The organism is Clostridium beijerinckii, assembly GCF_018223745.1.
Taxonomy (GTDB): domain Bacteria; phylum Bacillota; class Clostridia; order Clostridiales; family Clostridiaceae; genus Clostridium; species Clostridium beijerinckii.
Map to the genome: position 1 here is coordinate 5195472 of NZ_CP073653.1, position 16651 is coordinate 5212122.

Consider the following 16651-nt stretch of genomic DNA (forward strand, 5'->3'; position numbering starts at 1 on the left):
TATAAGTCTAGGTTTAAGCATTCAGTACTATTCGTCTCCCATACCAATTAAATCAAATCTTTCACAAGAAACAACAATATCAAATTCTTTCTTTGCTGGTTTCTTGCATTTTACTAACACTGTTCTATCTGATAATTCATAGTACCATCCTTGTTCTGCTTTTTCCCAAGATGATTTGTTTAAGAAACGCGGTATTTGTTCATTGTCTACAGAAACCCAATATGCACCTTTCTCTTTACTTACTAATTTAATCGTAAGATCAGATATTCCACCTTCATAACTTCCTATTGTCTTGAAAGAAATTTTCTTACGTGCTCCTCCGCTTACATTGATTTCTGTATTTTCATATATACCTTTTTCAAAATCATTAGTTACACCATCATCATTGTAGAAATTGAAGCTTCTTTCTGCTTCTCCACCGATTAAAATGTCTAATGTCTTCATTTTATCCGTAGTAATATGCTTTACTTCTTCGTTTGTTATGAAAATTCCGTCGCCTCTTAGAAACATAGGAATACTGTTAAGGGTAACTGGAATTTCTATTACTTGTCCGCCTTTATATTCAGCCATATTATTATTCATATCATACCAAGTACAGCCTTCTGGCAAGTAAAGTTTTCTTGACTTCGCTCCCTTTTCCAATACATTTGCAACTAAAACAGATGGCCCAAACATAAATGTCATATATTGATCATCATAACAATTAACATCATCTTGGAATTCCATGAGTAATGGACGCATTATTGATTTACCAGTAGTATGAGCTTCATACATTAAAGAATATAGATATGGTAACATTCTATAACGCTGACTATATGCATTACGTACAAATTCATTATTTTCTTCATACATCCATGGCTGAGTAACAGTATTATCATTATTGGCTGAATTAATGCAGAATCTTGGCTGGAATATACCATTTTGAATCCATCTTAGTAATAGTTCTCCTTCTGGAGCACCTCCTGCAAAGCCCCCGATATCACAACCTGTATTTGCTACTCCTGATAACCCCATTCCAACAATAGTTGCTATATTAAATTTTAATGTACGCCAGTCTGTTAAATTATCCCCTGCCCATGTTTGTGCATACCTTTGAATACCTGCAAATCCAGCACGGTTTATAATATATGGACGGCGGTTTGGATAAAGTTCAGCTACAGCTTGCTTTCCAACATAAGCCATTAAATTAGAATGCATTATTTTAAGTTCCGCCATAGTGCCTGGTTTTCCATCAAAATCACATACAGCATTACGATCCTCTATTCCATCATATTCACAGTTGTCATTCCAAACGGTTATAGTTCCTTTGCTTAAAATATTTTCTTTAAGTAGCTTCTTCCACGTTTCTCTACCTGATGGCTTAGTAAAATCTACAAATCTTCCAACACCGCCCCACCAACGGCCATTATAATCTCCTTTTCCATCTGGATTTTTAATAAATACCTCATTTTCTTCAAATTCTTTTTTATACGGATGCTTAGCTAAAATCCCTGGTTTTAAATTTGGTATAACATTAAGGCCCATTTCATTCATTTTTTTCATAAATTCATCTGGATTCGGGAATCTCTTTTTGTTCCAATTGAAAATATATCTTAAATTATCTTCTTCTCCAGAGGAATAACCAGATGCTAGTTTAAAGTTGTCTATATACATTTTTTCATCAAAATGCTTTTTAATTACTTCATATATTTCCTTATCGCAATCTTTTTCAAGTTCAGCATAATACATTGTAGAAGCTGTATAACCTAAGCTTTGTTTAGGAGGCATTGCCTGCTTTCCTGTAAGTTTTGTGTAATTATCTAAGACTTGTTCAACTTTTGGTCCATTGATAAAGAATAGATCAATGTCTCCTCCATCAGCTTGATAATAACTATAACGAGGCCAATATCCACTAATTTCATTACCCATATCAAATACTGAATCATAGGAATTATGATAGAAAAGTCCAATGGCATGATGATTATTGTTATTTAACTTAATATAAAATGGGATATGTTTATATAAAGGATCTCCAAATTCAGGATCATGCCCAATTGCATCTTTAGGCGACATACGCATTCTTCTACCCATTTTATCTAACTTTCCAGTCTTTTCACCAAATCCGTAGAAATGATCATTTTGTAAATCAACCTCATTATAATGAGAAATTCTTCCTAGTTGATCACATTCAAAAGCTCTATCTACAAGATCACTGTATAACTTTTCTCCATTTAATTTATATATAGAAAAATGTAATGGTGATTTAGCTAGTACTAATTTCAATGTTTTTGTATAAAATATAATTTCTTTTTCATTTTCTTCAAAAGGAATATCTAATGCTTCTATTCTTTCACGTTCTTCTGCAAGTAAAGAATCAAAACGATCCTCCCATGCAGTCGTAACCAATGTATAAGATGCTTCCTCAAACTTTCTATCAAAAGAAGCTCTAACACGTATAATATCATCTGACATAAAAATTATTTTTATATCTGCGGTATCCCCCTTCACTAAATAACCATTCTGTATTCTATTTATAGACATAAATTCCTTTAATAACATGTAACTTCCTCCTAAACTACTAATTTATACTTATTAATCTATCAACAACCTATTAAGGCGTAGATTGCCCGTTTATAAACTTGTTATATAGGTTGTTCAATTATGATTTTTTTCAACAACTGTCAAAACTCAATTATTTAACAACCTATATCTATATAACATTATAAGAGTAGCAAAATAACTTAACTGATACTATTCATTAAATTATCTTGTGTAAAATTCTGTTTCCAAACATCCTCATATTTATATCCAGTAAGACTTTCAACAACTTCTTTTGTGTTTGAGTCAACATCATCTTTTAAACCACCATTTTTCAAACGTTCAACTTCATCTATTAATATCTGATGAGTTTCTTTATTAAGCTTAAAAGTAAATGCAAGTATTAATGATAATGCAAACAAACCAACACATCCAATAAGTAAAACATATCCAATAATCTGTACTGTTTGAGGAGATTGAACCTCTTGACCTTTAACAAATCCTCCTTCTTGCAACACAACGCCGATTAAAAATGTAGCAATGGCTACAGTGCTCTTTCTAGTAAAAGTCATAACTGCTGCAAAAAGTCCCTCTCTTCTTTTCATCGAAACAATTTCATCAACATCAGGAATAAATGGGAACACTGTCCAAGGAGTTAGAACCGCCAAGGATCTAAATGCAAAGTAAACTATAGATATTCCAAGTAAAATAGCAGTCTTAGCTTCAGGATCAGCTAAATAAACTCCATAATATGCTAGTACACTTAATATCATAAATGTATACGTAATCTTATATAATTTAGTAGGTCCAAGTTTTAAAAATAAAATTCCACCTATAATTGTTCCTGGTATACCAATAATGCTAAATGAAAGCAAATATGCACCAAAAGATGATGAAACCTTTAAATTATAAACACAGAAAAATAAAAATACAGCATTAAATATATCCCCAGCAGTAAACGATAATAAATAAAGTCCTAAATGTTTCCTGAAACTTTTTAGCTTAAATGTAGATGCATATTCCCCAAGCACTTTTAAGTAATCACTAAAATTCCTATTCCCTTTAGATTGAGATGCAGCCAATAATTCTTGCTCCATCGCTGGTGTAATTTCTCTCTCCCAAGTCGCTTTATATGTTATAAATATACAAATCGCATACAATATTGCAAAAAATAATCCATTATAGAAATATGCATAAGGATTCTTTTGGCCAAAATGTCCAATCAATTGTGCAGGAACAAAGGTCCCTAAGAACTGACCTAAAGAAGAAATAACTAATCTGCAAGTAGAAATTTTAGTTCTATCAGAGTAGTTAGTTGTCATTTCAGTCGGTAGTGTTTCCCATGGAATTAATACCATGGCTGCAACTATTTCAAATAATAAATAGCAACTTAAATAAAACCAGTAATTCATTCCTATTGTCCATATTAATACATAGATTGCCATTAATGGCGCTCCAATTAATAAAAAGAAACGACGTCTTCCAAATATCTTTCCAAGCTTAGTTTTATAAAAATTATCAGATATACTCCCTATAAAAAGACTGGCAATTGCATCTACAAAACGAGCAACTGCAACAATAGATGCCCCTTGTATAGGTGTAAGTCCACAATAAGTTGTATAGAAAAACAATAAGAAAGCTCCAATTATTGTAAAGGCTCCGCCGCCCATTATATCAACTAATCCATATCCAATACATCTAGGTAAAGTAATCTTTTTATCTTTTATAGACATATAATCTACCTCTTTCTTTAATTAATATTTTTAATTAGCAATCTTATATCTAAATATTGAAGTATTCCTTTGCATTGTTGTAGCATATACCTTCAACAACTGTTTTTAGCAATTTAATATTTCCTGGTACTTCACCATTTTCTACCCATTCTCCGATTAAATTGCAGGCAATTCTTCTAAAATACTCATGTCTTGTATATGATAAGAAGCTTCTAGAATCCGTTAACATTCCAACAAAACGACCTAATAATCCAAGATTTGCTAACACTTTCATTTGTTCAATCATTCCATCTTTATTATCGTTAAACCACCAAGCTGCACCAAATTGCATTTTTCCTGGAATCCCCTCTCCCTGAAAATTTCCTATCATAGCTCCAAGAACATAATTATCCTTTGGATTCAACGTATATAAAATTGTTTTAGGAAGTGAATTTTCCTTATCTACAGAATCTAAAATTCTAGATAATGGGTACGCTATACTCTCATCATTAATTGAATCAAATCCTGTATTAGGGCCTATTTTTTCGAACATTCTGTTATTATTATTCCTTAGCGCAGCTATATGAAGCTGCATAGCCCATCCAAGTTCATGATAAAGTTTAAATACATGTGTTAATGTATAAGTTTTATACTTCTTTTCTTCATCAATGCTTACTACTTCTCCATTTAAGGCTTTAGCAAATATAGCTGCTGCATCTTCTTTTGATGCATCTGCATAAACTACTGTCCCATCTATACCATGGTCTGCTATCCTACATCCAACCGAATGGAAATACCTTACTCTTGAGTCAAATGCATTTAGAAATTCATCATAATTACTTATAGTGATCTCCGATATTCCTTCTAATTTTTTTACCCATAAAACAAAACCATCTAAGTTTATTTCTATTCCTTTATCTGGCCTGAAAGTTGGTAAAACATTTACATTAAAACTCTCGTCTTCTTTAAGCTTAATGTGATATTCTAAAGTATCAGTAGGATCATCAGTTGTACATATAGTTTCAACCTTTGATTTTGTAATTAAATCTCTTGCTCTAAATCCTTCTCCACTCAATAATTCGTTTGCTTTTTTCCAAATTGCTGGAGCAGTGTCTTCATCAAGCGGTTCATATATTTTAAAGAACCTTTGAAGCTCTAAGTGAGTCCAATGATAAAGAGGATTTCCTATAGACATAGGTATGGTTTTTGCCCAAGCTAAAAATTTATCATAATCACTGCCATCACCTGTAATATATTTTTCATCTATACCATTACATCTCATTACTCTCCATTTGTAGTGATCCCCGTACAACCATGCTTCAGTTATGTTATTAAATTTTTTATTTTCATATATCTCCTTAGGATCAATATGACAATGATAATCGATAATAGGCATATTCTTTGCATAATTATGATATAACTCTATAGCTGTTTTATTAGATAATAAGAAATTTTCATCCATAAATTTCTTCAAATTCATCATCCTACTTTCAAATAAAAGTTTAATATTTGTAAAGTATTGAATGGATTTTATTTAACGGTACACACTCTGCTAATTAGAGTACATTATCGTAATCTTTATATATCCAACACCCTACTATAACGTTTTCTTTTACACTAATCTTTGTAAATTTTCATTACTTAGATTATGTTCCCAACTCTAATATTTCTTTAAATCTTCATAATCTAAGCAAGATTGTTAGTTAGTACAATTTGTGTTATAATGTATTTCTTAATAATTTTCTTAGCATTTTTATCATTCTTTGTTTATATTATTTGCCAGAATATAATAAACTGGAATGATAAAAATGTTATTTTTTACATATCTCAATTTCACCATAAACTATCTGCATTCTAAGTACTTTTCTAAAGTAGACCTAACAGCACCAGTTCCAGAAATCATTTCGGTGAAATAACCTTCAATTTTTTCTCCTAATCCTATGACATAAAGATCTACGCCAAAAATTTCTTCATCCATTAGTATCGGTTTTAGAGTATCTCCTAATTGTTCTATAGTTCCTAATTTTATATTAGCTACATATTTATTTAGTTCATCTAATAATGGATCTGGACTTAATTCCATTGCATTACCATCATCAGCTATTCCCATTAAATATCTGCACCAACCTGCAATAACAAGCGGAATGTATTTAAGGTTTTTAGTATCTAAATCTACTCTATCTCTGTAAGCCTTGATTGTCTCCCCAAATCTTATACCAACCTTTTGAGATGTATCTGATGCAATCCTTTGAGGAGTATCTGGTATATATGGGTTCGGAAGTCTAACTTCAAGTACTTCTTTAATAAAATCTTCAGGTTTTAATATTCCAGGATCAACAACAACTGGCATTCCTTCGTCGTACCCAATCTTTTCTACTAGTTTCTTTAGAGTTTGGTCTTTCATTTCGTCTGCAATTAAATTATATCCAAGTAAACATCCAAAGACTGCTAAAGAAGTGTGTAGCGGATTTAAACAAGTACAAACCTTCATTTTTTCAACTCTCTCGACTGTTTCTCTGTTTGTTAAAAATACTCCAGCCTCTTCTAATGCCATTCGTCCATTTGGGAAATCATCTTCTATAACAAGATACTGAGGTCCTTCTACATTTACAAAAGGTGCAATATAAGTATTCTTGCTAGTACATATAATCTCAGTACTGTAAAAACCGTTTTCTCCTAGAGTATCTTTAACACTTTGAGATGGTCTAGGCGTAATTTTATCTATCATACTCCAAGGGAACGATACCTTTTTATCATCATTGATATATTGTAGAAATCCTTTATCAACTAATCCATTTTCAGTCCATTTCTTTGCTATTGTTTCCATTGCATCATGAAGCTTTTCACCATTTTTCGAACAATTGTCCATACTCACAAAAGCTATTGGAAGTTGTCCATTCTTATATCTCACATATGCTAAGGAAGTAACTTTAGCAATAATACTTACAGGATGTTCTAATCCATCTGTTATATCTTCTTTAAATAGATTTTTTACACTATAACCTTTTTCAGTTATCGTAAAACTTGCTATTTGTAATGCTGGATTTGAAAATATATCTTTCAATCTATTCCAATCTTGTCCCCTTGAATAGTCACAAGCTAGGCTTTCTCCTATGCTTCCTACAACTTTTTTCTCCAAGCTTCCATCTGGTTTCATAATTACTAACAAACTTAAATCATCATGAGGCGCATAAATTTTATCTATTATTTCATAGTCATATCCTTCTACAGCAACAATACCTCCAGTTACTCTTTTATTGTTTAAAAGTTCTTGTTGCAACATCGCTATAAAGCCTCTAAATATATTTCCTGCTCCAAAGTGCACCCAAGTAGGATTTTCCTTAGTTAAAGTTGACATCTTATCATGATCAAACTTTGGAAGTTCTATTCCAGCATTTTCCCATAACTCGCTGTTTTTAATACTTTCTTTGCTTAGTATTAATTTGGCATTACTCATTCCTATTTTCACCTCTTTAAAACTACTATTAATAGCATTACCAATTTTAATTATCTTTTATATCTTAGGATTAATAAATCCAAGATTTTATTGCAATCTCTAATTTTATTTATTCTTAAGCCTTATTTAGTTCTTTGTAGTGTATCCCATATCCCCCAGATATACATAATTCCAAGAGCTCTATCATAAAGTCCATAACCTGGTCTACACTGCTCATTCCATATATGTCTTCCATGATCTGGTCTCGCATATCCAGTAAATCCAAATTCATGGTAAGCTTTTACTATGTCACATATATCTAATGAGCCATCACAAGTTCTATGAGATGTTTCAATAAAATCACCATTTTCATAAATCTTTACATTTCTAATATGAGCAAAGGCAATTCTGTTTCCAAATTCTCTTATCATTGCTGGCACATCGTTATTAGGATTTGAGCCTATAGCACCGCTACAAAGAGTAAGGCAGTTATATGGACTATCAACAAGCTTTAATAATCTTGCTAAGTCGTTTCTACTTTTAACTATCCTTGGTAAACCAAATATTGACCAAGGTGGATCATCCGGATGAACTGCCATCTTAATATCATTGATTTCAGCTACAGGAATAATTTGCTCCAAGAAATATTTCAAGTTATTCCATAAATCTTCTTCTGTAACATTTTTATATGCTTCAAAAAGTTGTGTCAGATTCTTTAATCTTTCTGGCTCCCAACCTGGCATTGTGAGATCTGGATTTGATGCTATCTTGTTAACCAACTCCATTGGATCTATATCTGTAATCCTTGCTTTTTCATAGAAAAGAGCTGTTGAACCATCTTCTGTTTTTTTGTACAAGTCAGTTCTCAACCAATCGAATACCGGCATAAAGTTATAGCAAATTACTTTTACGCCAACCTTGGCTAGTTTCTCTATTGTCTTTTTGTAATTTTCAATATATTTATCTCTAGTTGGAAGTCCTAATTTAATGTCCTCATGAACATTAACACTTTCAACAACATCTAAATTAAATCCATATTTATCAGCTGATTTCTTTACTTCAAGAATTTTTTCCATAGGCCATTCATCACCAGCTGCCATATCATGAAGAGCCCAAACAATCGTTTCTACACCGGGAATCTGTTTAATTTGCTCAAGTGTTACGGTATCGTTACCTTCACCATACCATCTGAAACCCATTTTCATAATAATATACCTCCTGTCATTTTATCTAATTTGGTTTTACCGTATAGTTTTTTTGCCAGCATATAAAGAGTTTAAATTGAATGCTCTATATAGGCCTCACCTCCCTAAATTGAAAATTTTTTTAATATCAGATGATTTAAATATCATGGCATCTAATATTTAAATATGTTATATACCCCTAATCTTTGAAATAATTAGGATAACTTTCTCTTACTTGTGTTTTATCAAAGATGACCATATTTAAATGCTTCTTCATGAATTCTTCTGCCATCTCTGGATTTTTATTTTTTATAGCATTAAATATTTCTTTGTGCTGCAGATAGATATTATCCCAACTAGAATTAACTGTTAATCTTAATACACGAATTCTTTGAAATTCGGTACTTCCATCATTAATACTATTCCATATCCTCTTCTTGCTGCATCCTTCAAAAATTATCTTGTGAAATTCTTCATCTGTATTAAATAATTTTTTATAATCTTTATTTTCTATATACATTTTTTGAAACTTTAAATTCATTTCCAAAGCCAATATATTTTCCTTTGGAAATTCCATGCAGGCTTCTTTTACTACAGCTCTTTCTAAATGCTCACGTAAAAATCTTTCTTCTTCAACAGCAGATAAGTCAATTAATGAAACAACTGTGCCTTTCTGAGGATAAATTTGTACTAAGCCTTCTTGAGCTAATCGAACAAGAGCCTCTCTAACTGGAGTTCTGCTTACATTATATTTTTCAGAAAGTTCTTTTTCAGAAATGCTTGTACCAGGCTCAAGATATAGATTAATAATTTCTTCTCTGAGATTATGATATATAACCTTACTCGTAGAATTCTTACTTATTTTAAAAGTCATACTTATATTCTCCCCCATTGGCGTGTTTTACCATACTTGTATGGTAACTATGAGTATAGTCTTGCTGTCTAAGAATCGTTTACAAAGACTTGTATAGTAAATCTTTTCACTTGCTTTTCCCTAATTGCTATGATTAAATTATAGCTATACAACTATATAAAAAATATGTTTTAATTGCTTCAAAACTTGCAAAAATTGCTATAGTAAAATATAATGTATCTCAGTTTTATTAAAAATCACTTATACAAATAATCTCTTTCACAATTTAAAACGTTTAATTGTTTAATAATTCAGTAATTTTATCGCAATTTATACAATTCGTCGAAGAGGTGATATCAATGAAGAGAAAAATACATGAGTTTTTTACACGAAAACATATGCTTTCCAGTGACTACGAAATCTTTCACTTCTTAAATACTGATGTACCATTTCAATACCTACACAATCATGACTTTTATGAGTTTTATCTATACCTTTCTGGAGATGTTACATATTTGATAGAAGGTAAGTCATATAATCTAAAATCAGGTGACATAGTATTAATTAATACAAGAGAACTACACCGCGCTGTTATTAATAGCATGAAAATGCCTTATGAGCGTATTGTACTCTGGATCAACAAATCTTTTCTAAATGAATTGTCAACGCCAGAAACGGATCTTACCCAGTGCTTTGAAAACGTAGAGAAAGCAAATGTTATAAGAGCTGATTTTCAAATTCAGCAGAATGTAAGAGCACAACTTAGCAAGCTACTTGAACTTGAAAACTACAAAGGCTTAGGTAAAGATTTGCTATATAAAGCCTATATTATAGAACTTATAATACAGTTAAATAATCTTGTTTTAAGTCATAAATCTGATTTTGACATTGATGTGACGAAGAGCAGCTTAATTGATGGAATAGTTGAATATATTAATAATCATATTAATGAAGAACTTACAATTGATGAGCTTTCTAAAGAATTTTATCTTAGTAAATTCCATTTATCTAGAGAATTCAAAAAGTATACTGGTACTACAATCCATAGGTATATCGTACAAAAAAAATTAATACAAGCTAAAGAATTAATTCTTAAAAATTATCCGATAAATAGCGTTTACAAACAATCTGGATTTGGTGATTACTCAAATTTTTTTAGAGCCTTTAAGAATGAATACAGCATTTCCCCTAAACAATTCTATGAACTTATGGTTGAATCTAATTTGAAGAAATAATAAACATTAGAAATTTTATGATATATAGTTTTATAATAAATATTTCAATAGCTTTTTCTATTAAAAAAAGGAAATAACATATTTAAATTTATCTTATATATCTTTTTCAATAACAAAACCGTGCTAAAATCTATATGATTAGAGAATAACTGGACAAGGCATATAATGTAGAGAACTAATTGCAACATATGTACATCAACGGAATACTTTAAGGATTTTACTTAATTCTTTAATTAATAAATTTTAAATGAACAAGATACAAACTCATTATTAATAATTTATTACAAGAATAGCATATGTAAGTACTATTCTTGTAATTTTTTGTGTAGATATATATAATTTATTTAAATGTACACCAAAACTTGTTGAAATAAAAAATTCGTAAATAATTTGAATAGGCTTTTTTGAGGTGAAAATATGAAAGCAAATGTAGAAATAGTTCTTGGATTTCTTGGCTCTGGAAAAACGAGGTTTATAAATTCTATGCTAAAAAGAAAAGAATTACAAGATGAAGTTATCGTTGTTATACAAGATGAATTTGGAGACTGTCAAATACAGGATGACTTTAATAATAAAAATCCAATAGTAGTAATTAATGTTGATAAGAATAAAGAAATTGATGAAAGTTATATAACCGAAATCGTAAGTAAACATGCTCCTAATAGGATTTTTATCGAAATAAATGGTATGAAAGATTCTACTAAAGTAATTAATATATTTAATACAAAAAAGATAAAGAGTATATGTAGAATTGATAACATAATAAATACTATTGATACAACAAGCTTTAATATGTATTTCAGAAATATGAAAAGTATTATTAACACTCATATTTTTAATAGTGAGACTATAATTTTGAACAATGTAGTCGAGTTAGATAAAAAAGAACTTTTAAACATACAAAAAGAAATTGAAAATATTAATGAGACTGCTGATATACTAATGCATTTATACATAACAGATAATAAAATATCAACTAAAAAAGAATATGTAAAAACTACAAGGCACGGTTTTTCATTCTTTAATACTTTTTTATATTCAGGTTTTGTACTATTTTTATTCATTTTTTTGATTACGATGTCAACATTAAATATTAAGATATCCAGTGCGTATTTAGATAGATTCAAAAAATTTTATGATGTATTTATAAGCATATTAATTCAAGGTTTTCCCTTCATTCTTATCGGTAGCTTTGTATCTTCAATAATTCAAATTTGTATATCAAGAGATACATTTATTAAACTATTTTCAAAAAATAGTTTTTTATCTTGTGTAATTGCAGCTTTTGCAGGCTTATTATTTCCAATATGTGATTGTGGGACAATCCCTGTGGTTAAAGGGCTTATGAAAAAGAATGTTCCTATAGCAGCAGGAATTACATTTATGCTTGCAGCGCCAATTGTAAATCCAATAGCAATTATTGCAACTCTCTATGCTTTTCCAGGTATGGTATCTGTCTTAATTTACAGGTTAGCTACTGGAATATTAATCTCTGTTTTAGTAGGTTTAATTATGCAGTTTACTAATAAGAAGGATGAAGAAATTTTAAAAAATAATTCTGATATAGATACATGTGATTGCGGTTTTTGTGATGGTAAACAGGATTATTCAGAAAGTAAGCTACAAAAAGTCAAGGCAATATTCGTTCATGCAGGAGATGAATTTTTTAATATAGGTAAATATATGATTATTGGAACTTTTCTATCTAGTATTTTTCAAAGTATGACATTTATAAGTAGCAATACTTACATTTCTAATGATAGTAGAGTTTCTCTTCTTGTAATGATTTTATTATCTTTCTTACTTTCAGTTTGTTCAACTTCAGATGCATTTGTTGCCAAAGGTTTTTTAAGAGCCTTTCCAATAAGCTCTATACTTGGATTTTTAGTAGTTGGACCCATGTTAGATGTAAAAAATACAATGATGCTTTTTGGAAGCTTTAAAAAGAAATTTGTATTAAAATTAATATTTACTATTATTTTAGTATCATTTAGCATTTTGATTAACTGCAAATTAACTTGATAATATTGAAAAATAGCTCAATCTATTATCATATATTCCATGGCTATTATAGATAAATTAATTGAAAGGGGTAGCATATGAAAAGAATTAGTTCAGATATAGTTATTAAAATACTGATATTGCTATGTTTCGGGATATTTTACTTTAAGATAATTAAGAATAATGAAATAATAATGTATGTCCATCCAAGAATTATTCCATTTGCTATTTTAGGAATGCTAGCAATGTTTGCAATTGCGTTATTTCTAATTACAGACAGTCGTCGAACCAAAAAGAAGAATACCAAGTTAAGGAATTATGTAGTCTTCATCATTCCCTTAGTTATGGTATTTTTCATGCAAAGTACCAGTGCAAATTCTTCAATAAAAACTGATGATATAGGCGCAAATTTTAGCGGATCATTAAGCTCCAATTTAACTTATGACAATTCTAAGCCTAATCCCTCAGACCAAAAGATCAACAATGTTGAGCAGGGTAAATATGATGATGATTTATATATTAAAGATAATGTTATAGAAGTAGATGTCAACAATTTTCTGCACTCCTTTGATGAACTTACAGAGAATGCAAATAACTATGATGGACAAGAAATAGAAATAACAGGATTTGTTTATAAAGACACAACCCTTAGCGATAATGAATTCATAATAGGTAGATTTGTAATGGCGTGTTGTGCAGCTGATTTACAAGTTGTAGGAATTAAATGTGATAGTAATAATCAAGAAATCTACAGTAAGGATACATGGGTAAAAATAAGGGGCAAACTTAAAACTGAAACAGTCAAGTATGCAGTGAACCCAGTTATAGTAGTCGAACATATAGAAAAAGATCCTAATCCCAAAACTGAATACTTATATCCATTTTAAAAATCCTTAACTATCTAGATTGAATATGTCATAAACTGTGCCAAATATAACTATTAAAAAATTATCTTTATATAAAAAAATAAACTATGCCACTTTCATTTAGTGTTTTATTAGCATAAAGAGCTATATAAACATTAAATGAAAATTAGCATAGTCATATAAGGCATAATCCCCAAAACAACAAGTCCAGTTGCCTAATAATTATTTTATAATTTTAAATTCATATCCTTGTCCCTTTAAATATTCTATAACTTCTGGCAATGCTTTTGCTGTTTCTTCTTTTCCGTACGTATCATGCATTAATATTATTGCTTTTTCCCTGTTTGCCACAGTTTTTATAACTTCTTGTTTTAACTGTTCTGCTTTTTTAGGAGCACCTTCTGCATCTCCAGATAACGAATTCCAATCAATTTGATGATAGTCCTTGTCATGCAACGCTTTGTCCATAGCTTCTGCTCCTGACGGATCTTTCTTGTCCCAAGTCATTTGCCCTCCTGGAAATCTAACAGCTCTTGTTGAAAAATCTTGTCCTAAAATATTTTTCAAAGATTGATTTGTTTTCTCAAAATCGGACATACAATTCTCCAAATTTATTTTTCCATTTGGATATAAGTAGTTATAATCATGCGAATAAGTATGATTACCTATTGCATTACCTTCATCAAACTCCCTTTTTACTAAATCTTTGCTTGCCTGATCTTTATCTATATATTTTCCTATAAGGAAGAAAGTTGCATGTACATCTTCTTTCTTAAGAATATCTAATATCTGAGGGGTAACTGTTTCTGATGGCCCATCATCAAAAGTCAAATAAACAACTTTCTTACCATCAGCTCCATCAGGCCTTTGTCCTTTCATTTGCTGATTTAAATATTTTTCTACAAATGCTGAGTTTTCTACTTCTGAATTACTTTCTGATTTAAGTTCGTCACTATCCGTTTCACTTTTACTCTGATTATCACTTGATTCAGATTTTGCATTCTGGTTACCATCAAGTGCTTGTACAGTTTTTGTATTATTTGAAAATCTTTGCATTACTATGTTACCTACTGTTATAACCAATATGGAAATAATAATAAATAGAATTGTGATCTTTGCTACTTTAATGTTTTTATTTGGGTTATTCCTATTGTTATACTTCATTTTTCATCCCTCTTATGTCTTATCTATGTGTGTCTTAATAGTTTTTTATTAGATAGCAGCATAGTATATGTTGCTATTGAATTCTATAATTTCCCTTAATTAAATATTCGTCTTATTAGAACTTTTAAGGTTAAGTATACTATTGCAACATATATACTGAGTATTTGTAGCTAATTATTTGAAAACTCCTTGTGTAAATTCATCTAAATCAACATCATGGTTTATTCCATTAACAAATCCTGTCTCACTGTATTGATGTCCAACTCTTGAAAACCATATTTTATTTGTTGGCAGATTTTGAAATGGAGTGTTATTATAATTTGCTTCCCATAAAGGATAGTTAGATAATCTGCCGTCTAGATTGCTAATGAAGCTGCTATATGTGTATATACCTATATCCATATTACTTACTTTCTTGAATTCGGCTATAAATCTTAAAGCATAATCCATAATGTCAAATCCTGTAGCTTCTATATCTAACATTGGCTTCAAATCGTTTCTTTTATCCTTTATGCTATTATAAAAATTATCAGCTTGAGTTTCCGGAGCACTTGTCCCAACTAAGAAGTGATAGAAACCAACCTTTAATCCAGCTGATGAAGCCCCATTATAATTAGCCTGTAAATACGGATCTATAAAAGTTGTTCCTTCAGTTGCTTTTATATACACTAATTGAACTCCACTTGATTTTACTGAATTAAAATCTATGTACCCATCATAATTACTAATATCTATACCATAATATTTGCTTAAAGTGTTCCCACTACTGCTTGAACCGGAAGAACTTTGCCCTGGAGTGCTTCCACTACTACTTGATCCAGTAGAACTTTGACCTGAAGTGCTTCCACTACTACTTGATCCAGAAGTATTTTGGCTTGAATCTTCATACCTCTTACCATCAGATCCAATCTTATATCCATCTTTAGTAGTGTTAGTAAGCATTTTTCCTGTGTCTTTGTCTAAGTAATACCACGCTCCATTAAGATAAGCCCATCCTGTTGCCATGCTTCCATCATTATTAAAGTAATACCAGTTATTGTTTATAGTAATCCATCCAGTTTCCATATCTCCGCTATCAGTAAATTTGTATGTTGTACCGTCTATCTTATTAATACCAGTTACCATACTTCCATCATTCTTTAAATAGTACCATTTATTATTATTCTTGATCCATCCAATATGAATTTTTCCCCCTTTATCGAAGTAATACCATTTATCATTTATTTTACTCCATCCACTATTGGTTGCCATTACTCCTGAATCTTTGAAATAGTACAAATTTGAGCCATCATCTCGGATTCCAGTTGCCATAGCACCTGAATCAGTTAAGAAATACCAATCACCATCTAACTGTTTCCATCCTTTTGCCATAGCCCCACTTTCATCCATGTAATACCAATTACCTTTATCTTTTACCCACCCAGTTTTCATTTTACCGTCATCTTCATTTAAATAGTACCAATTATTATCTGGTTTAATCCATCCAATCGCTTTTGTATTATCCGACTTATAATAATACCAAACTCCATTCTCATTCTTCCAACCAATATTGGAGGTTATATTAGTATCACTAGTTGCAGCTTGTACATTTAATCCTGGAATTAAAATTAGTACAATTAATACAGATAATATTGTTAGTCTCTTTTTAATATTCAAAACAACCTGTCACTCCCTTTTTTATTT

The 16651-nt window shown here is 30.4% G+C and carries 11 protein-coding genes; 3 read left to right on the forward strand and 8 right to left on the reverse strand.

Translation table 11 applies throughout. From position 1 onward, the window contains the following. Window positions 1-27: 27 nt before the first annotated feature. From KEC93_RS23275 to KEC93_RS23300, 6 genes are all read right to left on the reverse strand, one after another. Window positions 28-2538, reverse strand: coding sequence for a glycoside hydrolase family 31 protein (locus KEC93_RS23275; protein ID WP_077868659.1), 2511 nt, complete (start codon window positions 2536-2538; stop codon window positions 28-30). A gap of 182 nt (window positions 2539-2720) precedes the next feature. Then, window positions 2721-4250 (reverse strand): MFS transporter, encoded by a 1530-nt coding sequence (locus tag KEC93_RS23280; protein ID WP_012060810.1) that lies wholly within the window; start codon window positions 4248-4250, stop codon window positions 2721-2723. 49 nt (window positions 4251-4299) lie between these two features. After that, window positions 4300-5703, reverse strand: coding sequence for a glucuronate isomerase (gene uxaC / locus KEC93_RS23285; protein WP_039770745.1), 1404 nt, complete (start codon window positions 5701-5703; stop codon window positions 4300-4302). 369 nt (window positions 5704-6072) lie between these two features. Next, entirely contained in the window at window positions 6073-7686 is a 1614-nt protein-coding gene (locus tag KEC93_RS23290) for a mannitol dehydrogenase family protein (RefSeq protein ID WP_077868660.1), read from the reverse strand. A 122-nt stretch (window positions 7687-7808) separates the two neighbouring features. Then, window positions 7809-8870 (reverse strand): mannonate dehydratase, encoded by a 1062-nt coding sequence (gene uxuA / locus KEC93_RS23295; RefSeq protein ID WP_023975905.1) that lies wholly within the window; start codon window positions 8868-8870, stop codon window positions 7809-7811. Window positions 8871-9048: 178 nt separating this feature from the next. Continuing rightward, complete coding sequence (locus KEC93_RS23300; protein WP_023975906.1) at window positions 9049-9723, reverse strand: GntR family transcriptional regulator; 675 nt, start codon at window positions 9721-9723, stop codon at window positions 9049-9051. A 338-nt stretch (window positions 9724-10061) separates the two neighbouring features. Here KEC93_RS23300 and KEC93_RS23305 point away from each other — a divergent pair, with 338 nt between their 5' ends. The 3 genes from KEC93_RS23305 (at window position 10062) to KEC93_RS23315 (ending at window position 13825) form a co-directional block, all read left to right on the forward strand. Next, on the forward strand, window positions 10062-10937 hold the full coding sequence (locus KEC93_RS23305) for an AraC family transcriptional regulator (protein ID WP_023975907.1): 876 nt from the start codon (window positions 10062-10064) through the stop codon (window positions 10935-10937). Window positions 10938-11354: 417 nt separating this feature from the next. Then, window positions 11355-12959, forward strand: a complete 1605-nt coding sequence (locus tag KEC93_RS23310) for a permease (protein WP_077868661.1) — start codon at window positions 11355-11357, stop codon at window positions 12957-12959. Between the two features lie 77 nt (window positions 12960-13036). Next, on the forward strand, window positions 13037-13825 hold the full coding sequence (locus tag KEC93_RS23315) for a TIGR03943 family putative permease subunit (RefSeq protein WP_077868662.1): 789 nt from the start codon (window positions 13037-13039) through the stop codon (window positions 13823-13825). 201 nt (window positions 13826-14026) lie between these two features. Here the strand turns inward: KEC93_RS23315 and KEC93_RS23320 are convergent, their stop codons facing one another. Continuing rightward, complete coding sequence (locus KEC93_RS23320) at window positions 14027-14968, reverse strand: polysaccharide deacetylase family protein (protein ID WP_023975910.1); 942 nt, start codon at window positions 14966-14968, stop codon at window positions 14027-14029. Window positions 14969-15142: 174 nt separating this feature from the next. Beyond that, the gene (locus KEC93_RS23325) at window positions 15143-16624 is read right to left on the reverse strand and encodes a GH25 family lysozyme (protein ID WP_077868663.1); all 1482 of its coding nucleotides are present in this window, start codon (window positions 16622-16624) and stop codon (window positions 15143-15145) included. Window positions 16625-16651 lie beyond the last annotated feature (27 nt).